Consider the following 21,569-nt stretch of genomic DNA (forward strand, 5'->3'; position numbering starts at 1 on the left):
GCTTATATGTTTCTATTGCGTAGTTTTATAATGTTTTTTTGGGATATTTTATAATGTTTTGCTTTGTGTATATTGGTTTTGTGTTTTGAAGTTTATTTATGTTTTAGTTTAAATAAAACTTTTAAAAATATTAAAATGAATTTGGCAATGCAAACAGGTGAATCTATTGAAAAAAATATATATTTGTGTGGACAAAATAGTCTTTTGAATATATTTCTACGTTTATTGTTTTTCTTTTTTGAAATAATTTAAAGGTAGGAAGTGTATATGAATAAGCGTTTTGAAGATGTTATAGTTGAAATTAACAACGTTTCTGCTGCGCTTGAATTTATAAGTGAGTCTATTGAATGCCATGCTGCGGAAGGGCGTTCTCTTAATACATGCGGGCTGGCATATTTGACCAGAATGTTGGGGGTTAGTTCATCCAATGCAGCTGATATATGTTGGGGTATATTTCCAGAGCTTTCGGCTGGTAGCAGTGATTCTTGCGAATCTTAATTATGAGCCTGTTTATACTACATAATCACTTTGAGTTGTGATATCTTCAAGTAGTAAAGAAAATAGTTAGTGGCGGTGATACTTTTGTTGGTGTTGCTGGATATGCCCAAGGATTGTTTATGTTTGCGGAGGTTCTCAGGTGAGCGAAAGTAACCTTGATGTAAAGGTGGGGGAAGAAATCCCGAAAATATTGGTGGTAGATGATTCTGCAACCATGAGGAATTTTTTGACCCGAGTGCTCGAAGGCGACTACGATGTTGAAACTGCCTCTGATGGGCTTGAATGTATTGCTCAGTACATGAAAGTCAGACCCAGTGTTATACTGCTTGACTTGCTCATGCCGGGTATGGATGGTTTTGATGTTATTGAGAAGATTCGCAATGTAATCGACGATCAGGAAGTGATCATTATTGTTCTCACCGGTCAGGACGAACAGGAAATTAAAGCTCGGGCGCTCAATAGCGGTGCCAATGATTATCTGACCAAGCCTTTTCATGTGGTTGAACTTAAAGCCAGAGTAGGGGTGGCCATCAGGCAGGTCATGCTTACCCGACAGTTGCAGGCAGCCAACACAAGCTTACAGCGTGCCTATGATATTATTGACGATGAAGTTAAGCTTGTAGCCCGCTTGCAGGACAAGCTCTTACCGACTGTTATTCCGGTTATTCAAGGGCTGGATATTAAGAGCATGTATCGTCCGTCAGGTCGGGCAAGCGGGGATTACTATGATGTGTTCGGGCTGGAAGATGGAGTAGTTCGGGTTATAATGGCCGACGTCTCCGGGCATGGTCCGCAGGCCGCTTTTATTATGGCTATCGTGCGTACTCTATTTAAAGCTGATGGAGCGAACCATAATGCTCTTTCAGAGAGCCTGACCCAAATCAACGAGCATCTTCTCGATCTAATCGGAAAAGACAGTTATTTTGTGACATTGTTTGCTGCTGATATTGATTTCAATAAAGGCGTTATGAAATACATGAGTGCTGGTCATTGTCCCGCATTGGTTATGTTGGATGGAAAAATGAGTGAACCTTTAGTGGCTGAAGTGCCGCCTTTGGGCTTTTTTCCGGTTAAGAGCGCTCTTTCGGAGTGTCGTTTTACATCTTCCTTGCGGCTGTTTCTTTTTACTGATGGCTGTTACGAGTGGCGCATGAATGATGATTTTTTTAGTCTTGAGCCTTTTGTGGAAATAGCCGAGGAACTGATGCTCAAGAACACTCTTAATCTTGATTCCATTGAAGATATCTTGGAAGAAAAAACCGGAGTTCGTCCTGTCTTTGATGACGACGTAACTGCTCTGTCTATAGATTGGTCGGGATCTGTAGTCGGGTAGTTTGCGTTTTGAATTTATTTTTTAATAATTTTCAGCATTGCTTTTAGTTCATTGCGATGCACGTATCCCATGACCACTAAGACCAGGCTTGTAAGTATAGCAGCGATTGTGCGGTAATTATATCCTTTGCCGGGCATGGCTAACCATTTATTAATTATCGCCTTCTTTTTTTTGGGCGGAATAGCGGCCATGTTGAGGTTAATTATCTTGACCAGGTCTGTATTGGTTTTGCTTACAGCAGGATAGAGATCCATCTTGTATAGTTTCTTGAAGCAATAAAAGGAGTCTGTGAGGCCCATATGTTCCAGCTGCCACACGGCAACAGGGTAGTCCATTAAAAAGAGAGCAATCCGTTCTTCTTTGACGGCTTTAAAGAGGTCGGCGATTGAATTAAAAATTGCTAACTGCGTGTATGGATATGTTCGGGACATAAACTCTTTCCCATATCCGCCCTTTACTAGGCCACAAGGAGTGCTCTGCAGGTTTATTTTATTTGCTTCAATCAGTTTTCGGGGTGCAAAAAGAGCGGTTTCCATGGGAAAAATATAGTCTGCAAAAAGTAGGTTGCGGGCTCTTTTTTCCGAGTAGAACAGGCCTCCATGGATGTCGGCTTTGCCACTGATAGTATCTTGAATCGTTTCGCGCCAAGTCTGCATTTTGAATATTATGTCCCTGTCGGCTTGCAGAGCCCATTCTCTCCAGAAATCAATAAGCAGACCGTCCGGCTCCCCTGCACTGTTCATAAAGGACAGCGGGGGCATGCTTCTGGAGAGTGTAATAGTCAGGGGAGTAGAAGCAGCGAGGTTTGCTGGCAGCAGAATTAGCGTCGCGGCAATTGTGATGAGTATTATTTTTATGGATTTGTTCATTTCATGCCACTGCTTTTAGGGGCTAAAAGTGCTACTTCCAAAATCGATTGTTAGCAGTAAAGGCTTTTTTAATCCATAATAATGTTAAATGAGGCCGGTTAGTATTATAATAAATGTGTTTTGTGGTTTCCAGAAAAGGGTAGTGACTTATGTTAACTTGCTGCGGCAAGTTCCATCAATTTAGAAAAGCTCACGTCAATGGTCTGTTTGTCTTCAATAAGTTGCTGCAGAAATTCATTGATTGCCGGAACCATTTTAATAGCAGTGTCAATCTCCGGGTTTGCCCCTTTCTGGTAGGCACCGATGTTGACCATGTCTTCCACTTTACGAAAAGTTGCCAACTGACCGAGGACTTTGCGCCCGGCAGCAACGATATCTCCATGAACAATATCTCCGCGAACACGGCTGACGCTTTTGAGTACGTCAATGCAGGGGTAGTGCCCTTGGTCGGCAAGGTCACGGGTGAGTACGATGTGTCCATCAAGAATTGAACGTACGGCATCAGCAATGGGTTCGGTAAAGTCATCACCGTCAACAAGTACGGTGTAAACTCCGGTAATGGAGCCGTTTGGGTTTTTACCGGCACGTTCGAGGAGTTTAGGCAGCTGGGCGAAAACAGAAGGAGTGTAACCGCCACGGGTCGGAGGTTCACCGGCTGCAAGCCCTACTTCACGTCCGGCCATGGCAAAGCGGGTCACTGAATCCATCATCAGCAGGACGTCTTTATTCAGGTCACGGAAATACTCAGCAATTGCGGTGGCGGTGTAGGCCGCGCGCATACGGATGAGCGGGCTTTTGTCCGAGGTGGCGATAACCAGTACGGAACGGGCTAATCCTTCAGGGCCGAGATCTCGCTCAATGAATTCCACAACTTCACGTCCACGTTCTCCGATCAGGGCGATAACGTTGATGTCTGCTACGGTGTAGCGGGCCATCATGGAAAGTAGTGTCGATTTACCGACACCGGATCCGGCCATGATACCCATACGCTGTCCCTTGCCCAATGTAAGCAGCCCGTTAATGGCTTTAACACCAACATCAAGCGGTTCATTGATGCGCGGACGGTCTAGCGGGTTGGGAGGGTCGCGGTGCAGGGGGTTGTAAGCTTCGGGTATGATCGGGCCTTTACCGTCAATGGGTTCGCCAAAGGCGTCCACTGCACGACCAAGCAGGCTCATGCCCACCGGGACTTTGGGCGGTGTCTTAGAGTTTTCGATCAGGCTTCCGGAGCTGATGCCGTGCATTTCCCCGTAGGGCATGAATAAGCAGGCTCCGTCTCTGAAACCTACTACTTCTGCGGCAATGGGTGATTCAGCATCTTCGGGTATGAGTTGGCAGACCGATCCCAAGGGGGCTTTAATGCCTTTGCCTTCGGCAATGAGGCCGACAACCTTGCTGACCCGGCCATAGCTGCGGCAGGGGTCCAGTGCGGAAAGGAGTTGAGTGCAGCTTTTCATGTCGGCCATGGTTATTCTCCTGCTCCGGGTGTCAACTGGCCGAGAATTTCCTGTATACCTTCCCAGCGGGAAGTGACCGTATTTTCGATCATGGCGTCGGCGGCTTCAACAATGACCCCACCGTTGTCGATGGCTGGATCGGCTTTAACACGCCATTTAGCGAGATCCGGATGTTCAGACTGAGCCTGTTCCAGTAAGGGGCCGATAATTTCGCTGTCGGCCGGAGAGACTTTAATTACCAGCTGGGTCATGGAATCGATGCGGTTCAGGGCATCATCCAGGAGGGATGTAAGAATTTCCTGCCTGCGGGTTTCCATTTCCACGGCCAATGTTTTTTCAATGACCATGAAGACCAGTGAGATTGCATCAGCAGACTGTGCCATCATAACATTGTGTGACTGGTCCTGAATATTTTGCAGGGTCTGGGCTACATTTTGACTGAAACCGATCAAGTGCTGTTCTGCTTCCTGAGCGGCCTGTTGCTGGCCTGCTGCAAATCCTTCAGCCTGAGCATTGGCACGGATCTGCTCCGCCTCAGCCATGGCCTTGGCTATGATTTCCTTGGCCATGTTTTGGGCTTTAGCTTTGACCCGCTCGTAATATTCGCGGTCAGTGTCTTCGTTCCAGGTCGGCTTTTTTTTGCCTTCCATTTCCTGTATAGTCATTTCCTGAGTCTTGTTGTTGGAATCAAGACCCATGATAACTCTACCGGTGTAGAACTTGTTGTCTTCAGCCTTAGACAAAGACATCTCCTGAACCTCTACTAATCATGATCCGGCCCTCGTCTTCGAGGCGGCGGATGTTTTTAACGATATTCTGCTGTGCAGCTTCCACATCGGAGAGCTTTACAGGTCCCATAATTTCGAGGTCTTCACGGATCATATTGGAAGCACGCTCGGACATGTTCTTGAAGAAGAGCTCCTGTAAATCGTCGGAGGCACCCTTGAGTGCGGTGGTGAGCTCTTCGTTTGAAACTTCCTTGAGCAGTTCGCGGATCGCGCGGTCGTCCAGTCCCTTGATGTCTTCGAAAACGAACATGAGGTTCCTGATTTCTTCGGCCATCTGGGTGGATTCTTCCTCGATTTCTGAAAGAACTTCCTCTTCGGTTGAGCGGTCTACGGCGTTGAGGATTTCCGCTACTGCGGGGACGCCGCCCACTTTCTTGCCTTCCTTGCCGCCCATGGCGATGAGCTGGCTTTGAAGAACCCTGTCCACTTCCATGAGCATTTCTTCTGCAACAGCTTCAAGCTTGGCAAGTCTCATGAGCACTTCGGCTCTTACGCCGCCGGGCAGGTTGGATATAAGGTCCGCTGCCTGATCCGGGTGCAGATGGCCGATAATGAGGGCCAGTGTCTGCGGGTGCTCGTTCCTGAGAATCTGAGCCAGAATCTTGGGGCTGACATTCTGGAGTTCCTGAAACGGAGCCGGTCCGCTTTCAAGGTCGAGTTTGTCCAGAATGTATTTTGCGGTTTCCTCATCAAGGGATTTGCTGAGTAGTCTTTTGACCTGATCGGCTCCGCCCATGAGGAGTTCAGCTCCATATGCCAGAGTTTCGTTGAACTCTTTGAGTACTTCCAGAACCTGTTCTTTGGGGACTGAATCCATCTCCAGCATGGCTTTTGACACGTCGGCAATTTCCTGACGGTTCATGCGTTTGAAGGTTTCAGCGGTAAACTTGTCCCCGAGGGCAAGAAGTACGATTGCTGTTTTTTGATTACCGGTGAACGGCGTAGACAATTTAAGCTGCCTCCTGCTTCAGCCAGCTCTTCAGCACCTGCACAGCCTGATCCATGTTCTTTTCCGAGAGTTGCAGAGCCTGAGCCTTGGCGTTCTCCAGTCTACGTGCCGTATCAAGAGCCTCTTCGTCAAGGTCGCTTTCATCAATTGCGAGTCTTTCGCCTGCTTCAGGCAGTCCGGCAACTTCGTCAATTTCTTCTTCAGCCACACGGGGCTTGATCAGAGCCATGATTACCGGGCGTACTACCAGAATTAGGAAGAGGAAGATGAGCAGGCCGTTGAGGAAAGGCTTACCGAGGCGCTGAGCATATTCAAGCATGGTGCGCATGAGGCCTTCATCGCCGAACATATCCTGCATGCCGAAGGACATATTGGAAACCTCAACGATGTCACCGCGTACTTCGTCATAACCTACAGCTGAGCTGACCAGTTCCCGGATGCGCTGCATTTCTTCTTCAGAGCGGGGTACGTAGGTCATTTCACCTGTTTCAGGGTCCTTAGTATAAGTTCCGTCAACGATAACTGCTACGCTGAGGCGCTTGAGTTCGCCAACAGGAACGATGATCTGCTGTTCTTCTTTGTTGATTTCATAGTTGGTGGTCCGGGTTTCACGGGAAGAGTCCTGAGTGGTCGCTGTTCCGGTGAAGCCGTCACCCCTGAAGTTTGCTTCGGGTACACCGCCGTCAACGTTGGCGGTTCCGCGGGTGGTTTCTTCGCTTGTCTGCTCGGAGCGTGCCACCTGGCCATCAGGGTCGTATGCTTCTGTTTTGATGGTGCGCTGTCTGAAGTCGAGATCTGCGTTGACCTTGGCGATAACTTTGTCCGGGCCGACGATGGGCATGAGCAGACGCTGAATGCGCTGTTCAATTTTTGATTCAAGGCCGGACTTGTATTCAAGCTGACTGTTGGTGATGTTCAGTCCCAGTCCGCCGTCGTCTTCAGGCTGGTAGAGGACCTGACCGCGCATATCAGTAATGGTTACATGCGCAGGTTTCAAACCTTCAACAGACATAACTACGAGGTTGAGAACACCTTTGATCTGTTTGTCAGCAAGCTTTTCGCCGTCTTTGAGCTTAAGAACTACGGAAGCTGAAGGATCAACCTGTTCTTCAATGAAAAGTGATTTTGCCGGGAGTACTAGATGAACCCTGGCCCGCTCAACCTGCGGGAATTCGCTGATTGTTCTGGCCAGTTCGCCCTGAAGGGCGCGCTGGTAGTTGATGCGTTGGATAAAGTCCGTCTGTCCGATCTGGACCTCATCGAAAATTTCATAACCGATTCCCTGTCCGTGAAGGGCGCCTTCTCCTGCAATTTTCAGACGCAGGTCGTAGACGCGGTCAGCGGGGACCAGAATTGTGGAGCCGTTGTCCTGAATTTTGTAGGGTTCTTTAGTGGACTGCAGGATGGAGACAACGCGGGAAGCGTCTTCTGCGTACAGCTTGGTGTAGAGTACCCGGTACTCGGTCTGGTTGAGCCAGAATACCATGAGGATGAAGGCAATTACGACGGTGGCAGCAAGGCCCCCGATCATAATTCTCTGCGAGACAGTGCGGTCGGACCAGAAAGTCTGAAATTTACTCAGATACTCAGCGATGAAATTTGGCATACTTAAACTCCTGACGATTTTTCAATTGTTTAAGCAAAGGGTGGGCCATTGATGAAAATATTAAATAAATAGGTATTTTATGTGGTAATTGGAAGAGGTCTTGAAATAGGGGAGCGGGTGGGTGACAAAAAAATGTCGATTGCTTGGGGGCACGAAAACTACCACGAACCCCCTCGTAGCAAGGGGGGCGTGGTAACAATAATTCGTAGACAGATAAAGGAGCGTTTCTGTCAGGTCTAGAAAGGCATTTTCATGACTTCCTGATAGGCAGTCATAACTTTGGTGCGCACAGTACTAGTCATGGTCATGGCGACACTGGCTTTCTGCAGTGAGATCATCAGTTCGTGAACGTTCTGGGTTTTGCCGGAAGCAAATTCTTCGATCATCTGCTTTTTCTGGCCCTGAAGTTCGTTAACGCCTTTGATGGAGTCAGTCAGGGTTTCGGAAAAAGAGTTCGGTTCGGCCTTGTTAAGGTCCATAGTCTTGTCGAACTTCTTGTCAAACTTCTGCTGATTTTGGATGGCATTGGTGTATGCCTGCATTGCTACGTTTCTGATGGACATGTTTTGCTCCTTTGCTGAATGTCAGAAATCTGTCTTGTAAAGTCAGCCCGTATTTACTGGCCCATTCCAATTCGCAGTGCTCGGTTGAACATCCTTTTGGCGGAGTCCACTGCCTGCGCGTTGGCTTCGTAGGATCTGCTGATGCTGATCATGTTGACCATTTCCTCAACCACGTTGATGTCCGGGTATCTGACGATTCCTTTTTTATCCGCATCAGGGTGGTTCGGCTCATACACTTCTTTAAAAGGACGGGTGTCGGAGACGATGCCTCGGACTGTTACGCCCCTGAGCTGCTGGTTGACCTGCTGGTTCATTGCGGTTTCAAAAGGAGAGAGAACAGGGCTTGACTCCATGGAAACACTTTTGCGGCGGTAGGGGCCGCCTTCGGCTGTCCTTGTAGTCTTGGCATTTGCCATGTTCATGGACACAACGTTCAGGTACTCCCTTTGGGCTTTGAGTCCTGAAGCTCCGATATCAAGTGCTGTGAAGAAGTTCATTATCTTGCTCCGCTCTGGATAATCTTACTCATGCCCTGAAAATTTTTCCCGATAACCTGCGAGAGGGCATTGTAGTAAAGAGTGTTCTTGGCCATGGCGACCATTTCTTTATCCATGTCGACCCGGTTTTCACCGTGGATGACTCTGGGTTCGAAGTTGGAGATGACATCCCCTTCGAATTTGTTGGAATCAAAGGCGGTAGGGATATGCATCTTGCTGGTTCTGGTCATTTTGCCTTTGGCATCAAGTCCCATGGCTTTTTGAAGGTCTTCTTCAAACTCAAGGCGTTTTTCCTTGTAGCCGGGGGTGTTGACGTTTGCCAGGTTGGAGGAGACGAGGTTTTGACGCTGCAGTCTCAGGTCGAGTACTTTGCCTGTCAATTCTATGTGGCTTCCGAAAAGTCCTTTCATTTTTATATCCTCCTGCAAAAAATTCCCGGTGCCCATCTGGGTCGGAAAGAATTGATGATTTTTGTTTGGTTTGTAGTTAGCAAAAGGTGTTCCATTTATGTAAGTGTTTGATATTTTAGATTAAATTTTGAGAGTAGGGAGCCTTGAGAGAGTAGGTGTCGAAAATCAGGCACATAAAATCGGCCTCTTCTTATATAATGTAGGAATAGTGTTTGTTGTTTTGGCACGCTGTATGCATTAAGTCAGACAGACCCTTAGGGGTCGAAAAAAATGCCGCTTTGGATTGTCCGGCGGTAAATAAAATTTCCGGAGGGGAATTATGAGTCATTTAGATTATGAAATTAACAAGGAACTCGGTGAGTGTTATCTGTTCATGGGTGAACTGGATAAGGCTGAAGATTACTACAAGAAGGCCGCTGGTTCTAACGGCGTACATCCCGATCCTTACATCGGGCTTGCAACCATCGCAGTTCAACGCGGTGAGTACGATGCTGCCATGTCCCTGTACGAAAAAGCGCATCAGGTAGAAGCTACTGATAAGAGCTTTGCCGGTATGGGACTTATTCAGATGGAAACCTCCCGTCAGGACGAAGCTTTTGAGAACTTTTCGCAGGCTCTCAACATCAACATCAGCAACATGGTTGCTCTTTTCGGCATCATCAGGATTGGTCACGAGGCTGAAAGAATGGCTGAAGCTATTCCTTTCCTTGAGAAGTTCCTCGAAGTTGATCCCGAGAAGCACGAAGTCCGCTACTCCCTCGCAGGTCTTTATATCTGCATGGAGCAGAAGGATAAGGCTGTTGAGCAGCTTGAAATGATCCTTGAAAAGGATCCCGCAAATGAAGCGGCTAAGGAACTGATGAGCCAGATTTAGCTCACACAGATCCATTATATATAGCCGACTCCCCTCCCGGTTGGTCCCGTTCCTGTACGTGTGGTTCGGGAGCGGGGACCAACTACCGGCGAGAAAGGTGCGGTCCGGAACTTGCCTTTACGGCGTAAATCCGGCACAACTCCACAAAAACCAATATCTGGAGATGTGTTATGGATATGTTGCCTGTAAAGCGCGGAGTGCTCAGTGTTACTGATAAATCCGGGCTTGCTGAATTTGCGGCTGAGTTGGCTGGCTTCGGTGTGGAACTCATCAGCACCGGCGGTACAAGAAAAATGCTTCTTGATGCCGGACTTGAGGTTAAGTCTGTAAGTGATGTAACCGGCTTCCCTGAGATCATGGGCGGTCGTGTAAAGACCCTGCACCCCAGTGTGCATGGCGGTATCCTTGCGGATAAAGATAATCCGGAACACCTGTCGACTCTCGAGGAACATGGAATCGAGACTATCGATATGGTTTGCGTTAACCTGTACAATTTTGCCAAGGCTGTTAGCGAAGGGCAGGATCTGAAGAACGCTGTCGAGCAGATCGACATCGGTGGTCCTACTATGCTGCGTGCTTCAGCCAAGAATTTTCATTCTGTTCTGGTTGTCCCCAGTCCGGTACATTACCCCCGTATTCTTGAAGACATGAAAAAGAACGACGGCAAGGTTTCTCTCGCCCTGAGAAAAGACCTCGCTGCGGAAACTTTTGCGCTTGTCTCTGAATACGACTCCATGATCGCCAAATATCTGGCAGATCACGACGCTTAGTTTTCTAAAGCGGGATGTCATTTTTATGGCATCCCGCTTTCTATTGTTGTAAGATAAGACTATTCAGTCTCAAAAGTGGCGAAGCCAAAATCTCTGGAGAATTCCCATAGCTCTTAAAGCCAAAGGTAATACTCAGGGCCTTAAGCCCAGTGAGTTGAAACGCATCAACCGTCTTGCGGACCGCCGTTACAATGACCCCAACGGGTTCACCAACGAGCAGGCCCGTGAGCTTTCTTTTCTCAGTCACGAAATCGGACGCCAGATTGGTCTGCTGGTAAACAGGCAGGGCAAGCCGGAAATGATTCTGGTTGGTGATCCCGGTTCCATCTATATCCCCGAACTGCCCCGTGCCCGTCAGTCCGAAGGACGCTTGCGCGGTTTAAGACTCCTGCATACCCATATTTCCGGTGAGAACCTGTCCGAGGAAGACCTTATGGATATGGTTTTTCTGCGACTGGACAGTGTTACTGTTGTGGCATCCGACCCTCATGGCGAACCGGATTTCGTGCAGTATGCCTACCTGCTTCCTCCCGGAGCAGGGGCGAAACCATATGAGCAGTTGCCCCCGGTGCGTTGGGATCGCGCGGAGATGGATCTTCCGTCTCAGATTAAGGCCCTCGAAGATGAATTTCGCCGGGCGGACCGCACCCGCGATACCACGGATAAACGTGAGCGGGCTATTGTGGTCAGTGTCTCGCAGGACCCTAAGTCCGTGCAGGAACGCTCCCTTGATGAGCTGGAAGACCTTGCCGATACAGCAGGGCTGAAGGTGGAAGGGCGTCTTGTGCAGCGTATCCGCAAACTCAATCCTAAATTTATTATGGGTAAGGGTAAGCTTGCGGAGCTGGAAGTTATTGCCTTGCAGGCGGACGCGGAAGTGATCCTCTTTGACCAAGAACTTTCTGCTGCCCAGATGCGTAACCTCGCAAAGCTGACTGAGCGCAAGATTATTGACCGCACTCAGTTGATTCTTGATATTTTCGCTCAACACGCCACCACCCGTGCCGGTAAATTACAGGTGGAAATGGCGCAGTTGAAATACACCATGCCTCGTCTTGTGGGTAAGAACCGGGCTATGTCCCGACTCATGGGTGGTATCGGTGGTCGCGGTCCCGGTGAAACAAAGCTGGAAATTGATCGCCGTCGTATTAAGGACAAGCTGACCAAGCTCGGTAACGAACTTAAGAAGGTCAGTCGTCAGCGTGGATTTACCCGCGAACGCCGTGCCCGTGCCGGGGTTCCGGTTGTCTCACTGGTCGGTTACACTAATGCCGGTAAGTCAACTTTGCTCAACACCCTGACCAACAGCGGAGTGCTGGCCGAAGACAAACTTTTCGCAACACTTGATCCCACCAGCAGACGTATCCGCTTTCCGCGGGAGCAGGAATTAATCTTGACTGATACGGTTGGATTTATTCGCCAACTGCCCAAGGAATTGAAGGAAGCCTTTCGTGCTACTCTTGAAGAATTGGAAGCTGCGGACGTATTGCTTCACGTTTGCGATTCATCACATCCGGAAGTGGATGAACAGATCTCAGCAGTAAATAATATTATCGCTGATATGAAACTTGATGATGTGGTGACTATCCTCGTGCTCAACAAATGGGACAAGCTTGATGACGAACAGCGCGAGCTTATGCAGAATACTTATCCGCAGGGCATTCCTTCAAGTGCTGTGAATCGCCGCTCATTGAATATACTGGTGGATGAAATTTTAAATGCCATCGATAGGCTCGGTCATAAATTTTAAGACCGGGCCTGTCCGTTAAATTCTTTCCTTATTGCATTAATACCTGTAAATTAGTAATTAAGTTTCAGTAACAGCACTACTAATTTTTTTCAGAAGCAGTTGTTGGCGACGGAGGAAGCCATGGCTAAAGAAGAAGGTATTGAGGTAGAGGGTATAGTTCAGGAAGCATTGCCCAATGCGATGTTCAAGGTTGAACTTGAAAACGGGCATGTGGTTCTGGGACATATTTCCGGTAAAATGCGTAAGCATTACATCCGCATCCTGCCGGGTGACCGGGTCAAGGTGGAGCTTTCGCCATATGACCTGACCCGAGGGCGGATAACCTTCCGCATGAAGTAATTTATGCAGCAGCTTTCAGTCTTGATCCGACTGATGAGGGTTTTATGAGTTTGAAAGGAGTAGTCAGCTGGTTCAACGATATCAAAGGATTCGGCTTTATTGTGGATGAAGCCGGAAGGGATATCTATGTTCATTATTCCGAAGTGCTGCGCGACGGTTTCAAGACTTTGAATGTCGGAGAAAAAGTGGTTTTTGAAATCATTGATGAAGACACGGCCCCAAAAGCTATTTCAGTTCGAATTATCAATTACTAGTTTTTAGTAAATATAAATTTTAAGCCCGCCTGTTGAAAACAAGCGGGCTTTTTTAGCACTTATTTTAAAATGAAGCGGCGAAGCATAATGAAAGTTTTTGAAGAGTCCAGAGAAACCTTTTTCAAAAAGTTTCGCTGGCCGCCGGAGGCGAAGTCGTTTCATTAAAAAGCGTAAAGCGCATCAACTATCTTTGACCTGCTTCATTCTTTGTAGGTTCGAGGACCGCATCCACGTTGACTTCGCGGGAAGTCATTTTGTTGTTTTCGATTTCGTAGCGGGTCAATTTCCAGTCCACATGATCGATGAAATCGACTTTAGCCCAGCCTTCGGGCGGCAAGCGTTTGATCATTTCTTCGAGAAAATCATCAATGTCGATATAATGTCCTTCGTAATCAACATTCAGAACCTTGTCCTTGTAAACAATTTTTTCAAATGGCAGTTCCATTTTAATATCGTCAAAGTCTTCTTCGGATAGGCCGTGGACATCTCCGTAAACTCTTACGTCTTCCATATAATTCTCCTCTTAGAAGGGGATAATTTCTAAATTAAATACCATTCCGAAAAAGGAAGATATTGGCACATTCAAAACTACGCAAGCAAAAACGGCCTGCATAAGAACATGCAAAGGCCGCTTGTTGGTAACTGTTAAGTCTGGTCTCATTCAGTTAATGGGCTTTCCTGCTTTCAATTAAATTAATGGCCTTTTCCGGCAGCAGATGCAGATCGGGCTTGGAAATTTGTTCATCTGCACCAACAGATTCGCCCTTGTGGCGTAATTCTTTAGTGATGATAGAGGAATACAGGATTATGGGCAGACTTTTCAGGTCTTGATCATCTCTGATCCATTTGGCTAGACTGAATCCATCCATAAGCGGCATCTCAATATCCGAAATTACTATTTCCACATAATCTTTTACCGGACGATTTTCCTGTTTGGCCGCCTGTTTTATGTTCAGCAGAGTGTTTTTAGCTTCTTCTCCGTTATGGACGATGGTATGGCGGAAGTTTGCTTTTTCAAGACTCTTTTCCAGCATGGCCCGGATTGTGGGGGAGTCGTCGCAGACCAATGCATTATATGCTTCAGTTGCAACTGCAGATGGAGCATCAAAGTCGCCACCGAGGGTTGGATCAAGATCTGCGAGTATAGATTCGAGGTCCAGCAACTGGATGAAACGGTCTTCGCGTTCGACAATTCCGACGATACAGCTATCATCGAAGCTGCTCATGAATTTATCAGGTGAAAGGACCTGCTGCCAGCCGACCCGATGGATTTCGGTTACTCCGCTGACTTGAAAACCTGATACGGTCTGGCTGAATTCAGTTACAATGACAATGTCGTATTTCTGTTTCTTGCGTTCCATTCCCAGCCATACAGCCAGATCCAGGACAGGTAGAATGTGATTACGGAGGGGAATTGTTCCCATGAAGCACGGATGCTCTGCCGACTCGGGATGTTCGAGCTCGGGACTTTCGATTACCTGCATGACCTTGGCAACATTAACCCCGAAGTGGCATCTTTCCTCCGGGCCGTCTTCGGATTCTGGTAGGTCAATGTAAAATTCAAGAATTTCAAGCTCATTGGTGCCGGTTTCAAGCAGGATTTCTGTTTTTGCCATGATAGTGGCTCCTGAAAAATTATATTAAAGGGGTTTAAGTTCTTATTCTAGTAAGTTACAATATTCGAAAGTTCAGGTCCATAAATTTTGATTGGAATGTAATTCTTTTTGATCTTGGATAGTTCTTTACAAATACTTCTCATTTAGCTTAGGCAATACAGAATCGATAAATAAATGAAGAGGGGTTCATGTATAAAATATTGATTGCTGAAGACGATAAGATTTCCCAAAAGCTTGCCGCAAGATTCGTTGAAGACTTGGGGCATGTTTCTTTTGTCAGCCCTCATGGTAAGCATGCTTACGAAGCGCTAAAAGCTGAGAATAATTTTGATGTATTAGTTACGGACATCATGATGCCCGAAATGGATGGACGTCAACTGGTGCAGACCTTGAGAGGTGATTCCCAGTTTATGGATATGCCTATTGTTATCATGTCCGCAGTTGTAGGTGTTTCTGATATTTCCAATTTGTTGGCCCTTGGGGCGACATATTTTTTACCCAAACCCATTGATAAGGAAGAATTCAATGAGGTGATCAACCGTTGCCTGAAATGAAACTCCGGTTTTGCGTATTGATTTCACTGAGGCTCCGCCATATTTGGGCGGAGCCTTTTTTTGTGGCGCAAAATATCCGCTGTAACGGGCTTGTTACTAAACGTGAATGGGTATAATGAGAACAAAAGCTTTATGAATAACAAGGTTATATCTGAGAGTGAGCAGTATAATCTGTTTTAAGGAAATGTTAACTTTGGGGGTGCTCCTTGTCGTTTGAGATTTTGGATAAATTTAATGACCCTGAACTGTGTAAAGAACTGCTGGCTTGTTTGCGGGAAGAGCTGGATGGGGAAATACGGTTTATGGAGGTCTGTGGAACACATACGGTTTCCATTTTTCGCAGCGGGCTGCATTCGGTTTTGCCGAAAGAGGTTGTGCACCTCAGCGGTCCGGGGTGTCCGGTATGTGTAACCCATGAATCCGAGGTGAACGCTTTTTTGGATCTCGCAGGGAAGGACGGGGTCATCGTTGCGACTTTCGGTGATCTGATTAAGGTCCCCGGTGATAAAGGCCACTGTCTGAAAAATGCACAGGCCGACGGTGCGCGGGTGGAAATAATTTATTCTCCCTTTGATGCTTTGGAGCTCGCACGGAACAATCCTGACAGCACAGTTGTTTTTCTTGGTGTGGGCTTTGAAACAACAGCTCCGACCATTGCTGCGACAGTACTTATGGCCCAGCAGCAGGGACTTGATAACTTCAAGGTGCTTTCCTTTCATAAGCTGGTTCCGCCCGCTCTGGATGTTTTGATTTCCGATCCGGAAACACGCATTGACGGCTTTATCCTGCCCGGTCATGTCTCTACTGTTATCGGAATCCATCCTTATGATTTTATCGGGGAAAAATACGGCAAGCCTTCTGTGGTTACGGGATTTGATCCTGTTGATATCCTGCAGGCTTTGTTGATGATGGTCAGGGCTTCCAAGGAAGAGCATCCTGCCATTCAGAATCAGTATGTTCGTGGTGTATCAGAAAATGGTAACCCCAAGGCAGTGGAAGTCATGTATCAGGTCTTTGAGGAGTCAGATGCTCTCTGGCGCGGTATTGGGATGATTCCCGGCAGCGGCCTTGAATTCCGGGACGAGTTTGAAAAATACGACGCCAAGAAAATTTTTGACCTCAGTATCGGTGAATGCCCGCCGCTCAAGGGCTGTATGTGCGGAGAGGTTTTGAAGGGTAAGATGACTCCTGAAAAATGTCCTCTGTTCGGGAAAGCTTGCACCCCCGCTAAACCGGTAGGTCCCTGTATGGTTTCAACTGAAGGCAGCTGTGCCGCTTACTTCAAATACAAAGTAGATTAATATGTCCTCAGATAAAGTTTTACTCGACTATGGTTCCGGTGGAAGAGCCTCCCAGAGACTTATTTCCGAACTTTTTCTCAAGCATTTTGCCAACGATGAACTGGACAGGCTCAACGATGCTGCCACTTTGAATTTGAAGGGGCAGATTTCCATGAGTACCGACAGCTTCACAGTTGACCCCATCTTTTTCCCCGGTGGTGATATCGGGTCCTTGGCTGTTCACGGAACAGTAAACGATGTGGCTATGCTTGGTGCTATCCCCCGGTATATGACCTGCGCTTATATTATTGAAGAAGGTTTGCCCATGGATGATCTGGAAAAGATCGTTAAATCCATGGGAGAAGCCTGCCAGCATGCCGGTGTGAACATTGTTACCGGTGATACCAAGGTTGTACCCAAAGGTATGGTGGATAAGATTTTCATCAATACTACCGGAGTCGGCGAAATTATTGCTGATCCCGCTCCCAGCGGGGACCGTGCCTCTGTCGGTGATGCCGTACTGGTCAGCGGAACTATGGGGGACCACGGTTTGACTATTCTCGGTACCCGTGAAGGTCTTTCCCTTGAATCCAATGTAAAGAGTGATAGTGCTGCCCTGAACCATCTGCTGGTCAAACTTGTACAGGAAGTTCCTGATATTCATGTGCTGCGTGACCCCACAAGGGGTGGACTGGCAACGACATTGAATGAAATCACTGTTTCATCCAATGTCTGCTGCGAGCTGGAAGAATCCAGCATTCCGGTTCTTCCTGAAGTTGCCGGCGGCTGCTCCTTCCTTGGACTTGATCCGCTTTATCTTGCCAATGAAGGTAAGTTTCTGTGCATCCTGCCGCAGGAATATGCTGAGCAGGCCCTTGAAATCATGCGTGCAGACGAGCTTGGTAAGGATGCCTGTCAGGTGGGCACCATCACTGATGCAAATCCGGGCAAGGTTGTAATGGTAACTCCGCTTGGTGGTAAAAGACTGCTCAATATGCTGGAAGGGGAGCAGTTGCCTAGAATCTGTTAAAGAATAATAGCTATATGGTATTTTAAAGGCTTCTCCATTGGGGAAGCCTTTTTTTCTATTAGATTAGGGAATGATGTGTTTATTGAATCATGCTATACCTAAGAAAAAGATTAGGGGGTATAGCGTGCAAAACGATATTAAAAGTTGTATTACTGCCATTAGTAAAGTTGTCACCGAAGACAGCCTTACCATATTGTTTCAGCCTGTCGTCTCTCTCTTATCCCGCACTGTAGTCGGTTTTGAAGCTTTCGCCCGTGGTGTTGATGAAAATGGTGAAACAGTTGCTTCTCCCGGTTGTCTTTTTAATTCCTCCCTGCCGATTCAAGCACAGCTGAAAGTTGAAGAAGTCTGCTTAAAAAAAGGGCTGGAATCCTACAAACCCCTGTATGAGAAGTACCGGGATATGCTTTTATTCCTTAATATTAATAGCGGAATATACTCTCGTGAAGAGAGTAAAGGCCGCAGTCCCCACCAATTGGCAGCGTTATATAAATATTTCCCCAGAATGATTGCTTTTGAAATGGATGCCGTTCAGCTCAAGGAAAAACCTCCATTGGATATGATTCATTCTTTGCGTGAACATGGGTACAGGCTTTCCGTGGATAATGTTCTTCCTTCTGTAGATTGCATGGACCGTTTGCATATAATCAAACCTGATTTTGTGAAGCTGGATCGCAAATTTTATGAAGGAATTGAAAAATCAGAGAGGATTAAAAATAAATTATCTTCAACTGCTCAGCTTTTTTCTCTTTGTGGAGTTTCCCCTGTAGCAAAAGGTGTGGAGGCTGAGGCCGAAGCTATTGCTCTCATGCAAAGTGGTTTTTATCTGCAACAGGGTTTTTTCTATTCCGATAGTGCAGATGAAGAGGGTAAGGAAGACTCTTTCAGTGATAAGGTTAGCCGCATCAGTATGTCAGTAAGGAGCGATAGGAAAAAAGAAAATGAGCGAAATTCTGAAATTTTCAGGAATTCGCATCTGCTGCTGAAGAGTGCCATGACCAGTTTACAGCAGGAAGAAGACGGGGAAATGAACCGTGTTCTTGAAGAATTATTGAAAAAGTCTGCGCAAATTGTCTCAGTTTACATTCTGGACAGTTCCGGGAAGCAGATCAGCAAGCGTCTGGCCGGAAGGGCTGCTGACCCGTTTGGGCTCCGCGTTTTGCCTTCAGCAGTAGGGAGCGATCATAGCGGTGGATGTTTTTTTGTGCATTTAAATTCAGGCCTTGAAAAAGCAGCCGGACCATGTGGCCCCGATGCGCTCTGTCGTGAGAAATACAATTACCTCGCAGGATTCTACTATAAGGAGGGTAGCCGCCGGGGCCGGATTCTGGTTTTAGAATATGTGAATTCACCTCAAGAGGAAGCGGAGGATTAGAGAGAGGAAGAGAGAATTTTGTTCTTGTATCTTTTTTGGCGGAAGATATTCATGGCGTCTTTTGATTTGATTATTCCGGCTACGGTCTCGTCTTGATTTATCAAGGGTAAAAAGGAGACCCCTGTCCTTTCAAATGTCATAATAGCTTCTTTTAAATTGGAGTCCACAGGAAGTGAGACTACTGTGCGTACCATCAAGGTATCTACTATTTCCGCTCCGCCTTTCAAATCTTGCGCATTTTTAAGGAAAGCACGCATATCACGCAGGGTCAGGATTCCGGCAAGTTTTTTGTTTTTATCCAGTACCGGAAAATGGGGAAACTCCGAGTTGAGCACCATGTCAGCGGCCTTGCTGAGGCTGTCGGTCGTGTTCAGGAAATCGAATTCAGTATCCATCACTTCTTGCAGAGAGACATTCACCATAACCGATTCGTCATGTCCGCGCAGGATATTTATGCCCTGACGCAAGAGTTTGGCTTCATAAACAGAGTAGCCTTTAAGTATACGGACCACCAGCGCACTGGTGATGCAGCCCACCATCATGGGCAGGATTATCTTATATGAATAGGTCAGTTCAAAAACCGTCAGAACTGCGGTGATGGGCGCAAGGGTGGTCCCGGCCACGACAGTTCCCATACCGACTAGAGCATATTGTCCGTGGGTGAGGGCCAGTTCCGGGAAAATCATATTGATGGTTGAGCTGACCGACACCCCCAGAGCAGCTCCTAAAACCAGCGAGGGAGCGAAAATACCGCCGCTCATTCCCGATCCGATACAAAGGGAAGTGGCAATAAGTTTAGCTCCGAGTAGCAGTAAGGCCAGATCAAGGGGTAGAACCCCGGTCAGCCCCATATTTACTGCTTCATATCCGACACCAAGTACTGCAGGAATTTTAAGGGCCATTGCACCGAGGATCAGTCCGCCAATACCGGGCTTAACCCAGCCCGGAACTGGGATTCGGTCAAAGGTAAATTCGCTAAGCTGGATCATTTTTACAAAAGCAATGGAGACTAGTCCGGCGAGAATTCCAAGAATGAAGAATATGATCAGTTCTTCAAAGTTGCTGAAAAGGAATTTAGGCGCATCAAAGGTGGGGAAGTCTCCCCAAAAAAATTTGGAAAGGGCGGATGCTGTTACCGAGGCCACGATAATATGGCTGACATAGGACATCTCAGTATCTAAAAGCAGAATTTCGATGGCGAATAATGTTCCGGTGAGCGGTGCATTGAAAGTTGCTGCGATACCGGCTGCCGCACCTGAAGCAACGCAGACCGGAAGCATGCCGGGATCAAGGCGGAAAATTCTTGCTGCGGAGGAACCTAACGAGGCTCCGATCTGCACGACCGGACCTTCACGGCCTACAGAAGCACCGCAACCGATGAGCAGGCTGGTGACTAAAGCTTTAAGGAAGGTGATGCGATGGCGGATTACCCCGCCCCGAACCGCCAGTGCTTTGATTACTTCGGGCACTCCCGGGCCTTGAGCTTCCGGTGCCCAGTTGGTGATGATCACCCCGGCGATAAGTCCACCTATGCAGGGCAGGAAAAGTACGAGCCACCAAGGCGAGTTGGCAGCCATATCAAGAAAGGAATTACCTTGAGCCCAGAATAAATCCTGAAAATTTTCTATCAGCCAGCGGAAGAGGAAAGCTCCGCCTGCCGCAGCCATGCCGATGGCTACAGAGAAAGACATAAGTAAAACGTACTGAACCCTCGGATTAAACGAGGCTCCAGTACGTTTCTTAGTTTTGGGATCGGAAGAGGAAACCATACCGATTTCCGCCCGGTTTATTTTTCAATCAGGGCAATGGCGCGCTGAGCCAGTTCTGTTACTTCAGGCTTTGAAATTTGGTCGTCAGCACCGACAGATTCACCCTTGTGGCGGAGTTTATCGGTAATGATGGAGGAGAAAAGGATTACAGGCAGCTGTTTAAGTACTTCATCAGCCTTAATGCGCACAGTAAGGTTATGTCCGTCCATGACCGGCATTTCAATGTCGGAGATAACTACATTTACGAAGTCGGTGATGGGACGCTCTTCCTCAATGGAGCGGCGCTTGTATTCCTGCAGCTTATCCCAGCAGGCGCGGCCTGTATTGGCCATTTCTACGGAGAATTTAGCCCGGACCATCATCTCATAAAGCATCTCTCTGATCAGGGTCGAGTCATCAGCAATGATTGCTTTGTACCCGGCATGGTTGGTCCAGTCGATGGAATCGTCAAGCTGCAGCCCGAGATCGGGGTTAAGTTCAGCAACGATTTTTTCAAGGTCGAGGATCAGTGATATTCTGTCTTCAAATTTAACAACCCCGGTGATGGAGTCTTCGGAAAGGGTAGAGACATAGTTGGAGGGAGCTTCGACCCTTTCCCAACTGATTCTGTGAATTCGGGTTACCCCGGAAACAAGAAAGGCAGAAGAGACATTGTTGAATTCAGTGACAATGACTTTGGGAGGTTCAGTTTCAACGCGCGGCTTTTTGAGCCAGTGGCTCAGGTCCACAAGGGGAATGACCTTGTTGCGCAGGTTGAAAGTTCCCATGATAGCCGGGTGTGCAACCTTGGGAAGCTTTGTTATTTTGTCAGGAATTCTGATGATTTCCAGAACCTTGGCAACGTTAACGCCATAAAATCCGCGATAGTTGCCTTCGCCTTCTTCGCGCGGTTCTTCTTCAAGCCAGAATTCAACGATTTCAAGTTCATTAGTACCGGCTTCAAGTAAAATATCAGTCTGAGCCATATGTCTCTCCGATTAAATTCAGA

The 21,569-nt window shown here is 47.3% G+C and carries 23 protein-coding genes; 11 read left to right on the forward strand and 12 right to left on the reverse strand.

What is annotated here, in order from left to right; all coding sequences use genetic code 11:
- Positions 1-267: 267 nt before the first annotated feature.
- Complete coding sequence (locus ACO05Z_RS05215; RefSeq protein ID WP_421901117.1) at positions 268-498, forward strand: hypothetical protein; 231 nt, start codon at positions 268-270, stop codon at positions 496-498.
- A 139-nt stretch (positions 499-637) separates the two neighbouring features.
- Positions 638-1,831: a PP2C family protein-serine/threonine phosphatase gene (locus tag ACO05Z_RS05220; RefSeq protein WP_421901118.1), complete on the forward strand. Its 1,194-nt coding sequence runs from the start codon at positions 638-640 to the stop codon at positions 1,829-1,831.
- A 14-nt stretch (positions 1,832-1,845) separates the two neighbouring features.
- Here ACO05Z_RS05220 and ACO05Z_RS05225 read toward each other — a convergent pair whose 3' ends face one another.
- The 8 genes from ACO05Z_RS05225 to flgB form a co-directional block, all read right to left on the reverse strand.
- Complete coding sequence (locus ACO05Z_RS05225) at positions 1,846-2,700, reverse strand: transporter substrate-binding domain-containing protein (RefSeq protein ID WP_421901119.1); 855 nt, start codon at positions 2,698-2,700, stop codon at positions 1,846-1,848.
- Between the two features lie 152 nt (positions 2,701-2,852).
- Positions 2,853-4,166 (reverse strand): FliI/YscN family ATPase, encoded by a 1,314-nt coding sequence (locus ACO05Z_RS05230; RefSeq protein WP_421901120.1) that lies wholly within the window; start codon positions 4,164-4,166, stop codon positions 2,853-2,855.
- Between the two features lie 2 nt (positions 4,167-4,168).
- Positions 4,169-4,906 (reverse strand): FliH/SctL family protein, encoded by a 738-nt coding sequence (locus ACO05Z_RS05235; RefSeq protein WP_421901121.1) that lies wholly within the window; start codon positions 4,904-4,906, stop codon positions 4,169-4,171.
- Positions 4,893-5,894: a flagellar motor switch protein FliG gene (gene fliG / locus ACO05Z_RS05240; RefSeq protein ID WP_421901123.1), complete on the reverse strand. Its 1,002-nt coding sequence runs from the start codon at positions 5,892-5,894 to the stop codon at positions 4,893-4,895. The genes ACO05Z_RS05235 and fliG overlap by 14 nt, the downstream gene beginning before the upstream one ends.
- Before the next feature lies 1 nt (position 5,895).
- Positions 5,896-7,500 carry a flagellar basal-body MS-ring/collar protein FliF gene (gene fliF, locus ACO05Z_RS05245; protein WP_421901124.1) on the reverse strand — a complete coding sequence of 535 codons (1,605 nt, stop codon included), beginning with the start codon at positions 7,498-7,500 and terminating at the stop codon, positions 5,896-5,898.
- Between the two features lie 236 nt (positions 7,501-7,736).
- Positions 7,737-8,063: a flagellar hook-basal body complex protein FliE gene (gene fliE, locus ACO05Z_RS05250; RefSeq protein ID WP_015851036.1), complete on the reverse strand. Its 327-nt coding sequence runs from the start codon at positions 8,061-8,063 to the stop codon at positions 7,737-7,739.
- A 53-nt stretch (positions 8,064-8,116) separates the two neighbouring features.
- Positions 8,117-8,560, reverse strand: a complete 444-nt coding sequence (gene flgC, locus ACO05Z_RS05255; RefSeq protein WP_421901125.1) for a flagellar basal body rod protein FlgC — start codon at positions 8,558-8,560, stop codon at positions 8,117-8,119.
- Positions 8,560-8,970, reverse strand: coding sequence for a flagellar basal body rod protein FlgB (flgB, locus tag ACO05Z_RS05260; RefSeq protein ID WP_421901126.1), 411 nt, complete (start codon positions 8,968-8,970; stop codon positions 8,560-8,562). Before flgB ends, flgC begins: the two co-directional genes overlap by 1 nt.
- 319 nt (positions 8,971-9,289) lie before the next feature.
- On the opposite strand from flgB, the gene ACO05Z_RS05265 reads away from it, so the two are divergent.
- From ACO05Z_RS05265 to ACO05Z_RS05285, 5 genes are all read left to right on the forward strand, one after another.
- On the forward strand, positions 9,290-9,844 hold the full coding sequence (locus ACO05Z_RS05265) for a tetratricopeptide repeat protein (protein ID WP_421901127.1): 555 nt from the start codon (positions 9,290-9,292) through the stop codon (positions 9,842-9,844).
- A gap of 170 nt (positions 9,845-10,014) precedes the next feature.
- Positions 10,015-10,614, forward strand: a complete 600-nt coding sequence (locus ACO05Z_RS05270; protein WP_421901128.1) for an IMP cyclohydrolase — start codon at positions 10,015-10,017, stop codon at positions 10,612-10,614.
- Between the two features lie 154 nt (positions 10,615-10,768).
- The gene (hflX, locus tag ACO05Z_RS05275; protein ID WP_421901129.1) at positions 10,769-12,364 is read left to right on the forward strand and encodes a GTPase HflX; all 1,596 of its coding nucleotides are present in this window, start codon (positions 10,769-10,771) and stop codon (positions 12,362-12,364) included.
- A gap of 120 nt (positions 12,365-12,484) precedes the next feature.
- The gene (infA, locus tag ACO05Z_RS05280) at positions 12,485-12,703 is read left to right on the forward strand and encodes a translation initiation factor IF-1 (RefSeq protein WP_421901130.1); all 219 of its coding nucleotides are present in this window, start codon (positions 12,485-12,487) and stop codon (positions 12,701-12,703) included.
- A 44-nt stretch (positions 12,704-12,747) separates the two neighbouring features.
- Positions 12,748-12,957: a cold-shock protein gene (locus tag ACO05Z_RS05285; protein WP_421901131.1), complete on the forward strand. Its 210-nt coding sequence runs from the start codon at positions 12,748-12,750 to the stop codon at positions 12,955-12,957.
- A gap of 184 nt (positions 12,958-13,141) precedes the next feature.
- Here the strand turns inward: ACO05Z_RS05285 and ACO05Z_RS05290 are convergent, their stop codons facing one another.
- Together ACO05Z_RS05290 and ACO05Z_RS05295 are read right to left on the reverse strand one after the other, a co-directional pair.
- Positions 13,142-13,468, reverse strand: a complete 327-nt coding sequence (locus ACO05Z_RS05290; RefSeq protein WP_421901132.1) for a hypothetical protein — start codon at positions 13,466-13,468, stop codon at positions 13,142-13,144.
- A gap of 154 nt (positions 13,469-13,622) precedes the next feature.
- The gene (locus tag ACO05Z_RS05295) at positions 13,623-14,573 is read right to left on the reverse strand and encodes a chemotaxis protein (RefSeq protein WP_421901133.1); all 951 of its coding nucleotides are present in this window, start codon (positions 14,571-14,573) and stop codon (positions 13,623-13,625) included.
- 188 nt (positions 14,574-14,761) lie between these two features.
- On the opposite strand from ACO05Z_RS05295, the gene ACO05Z_RS05300 reads away from it, so the two are divergent.
- The 4 genes from ACO05Z_RS05300 to ACO05Z_RS05315 all read left to right on the forward strand — a co-directional run bounded on the left by ACO05Z_RS05300 (position 14,762) and on the right by ACO05Z_RS05315 (position 18,812).
- A complete protein-coding gene (locus tag ACO05Z_RS05300) occupies positions 14,762-15,127 on the forward strand; it encodes a response regulator (protein ID WP_421901134.1) in 366 nt (121 codons plus the stop codon).
- Positions 15,128-15,333: 206 nt separating this feature from the next.
- Entirely contained in the window at positions 15,334-16,428 is a 1,095-nt protein-coding gene (hypD, locus tag ACO05Z_RS05305) for a hydrogenase formation protein HypD (protein ID WP_421901136.1), read from the forward strand.
- A 1-nt stretch (position 16,429) separates the two neighbouring features.
- Complete coding sequence (gene hypE, locus ACO05Z_RS05310) at positions 16,430-17,437, forward strand: hydrogenase expression/formation protein HypE (RefSeq protein WP_421901137.1); 1,008 nt, start codon at positions 16,430-16,432, stop codon at positions 17,435-17,437.
- Between the two features lie 124 nt (positions 17,438-17,561).
- Complete coding sequence (locus ACO05Z_RS05315) at positions 17,562-18,812, forward strand: EAL domain-containing protein (protein WP_421901138.1); 1,251 nt, start codon at positions 17,562-17,564, stop codon at positions 18,810-18,812.
- Here ACO05Z_RS05315 and ACO05Z_RS05320 read toward each other — a convergent pair.
- Entirely contained in the window at positions 18,809-20,581 is a 1,773-nt protein-coding gene (locus tag ACO05Z_RS05320) for a chloride channel protein (RefSeq protein ID WP_421901139.1), read from the reverse strand. The genes ACO05Z_RS05315 and ACO05Z_RS05320 overlap by 4 nt on opposite strands.
- Before the next feature lie 17 nt (positions 20,582-20,598).
- Positions 20,599-21,546 (reverse strand): chemotaxis protein, encoded by a 948-nt coding sequence (locus ACO05Z_RS05325; protein WP_421901140.1) that lies wholly within the window; start codon positions 21,544-21,546, stop codon positions 20,599-20,601.
- Positions 21,547-21,569 lie beyond the last annotated feature (23 nt).

This window comes from Maridesulfovibrio sp. (genome assembly GCF_965230075.1).
Classification (GTDB): domain Bacteria; phylum Desulfobacterota; class Desulfovibrionia; order Desulfovibrionales; family Desulfovibrionaceae; genus Maridesulfovibrio.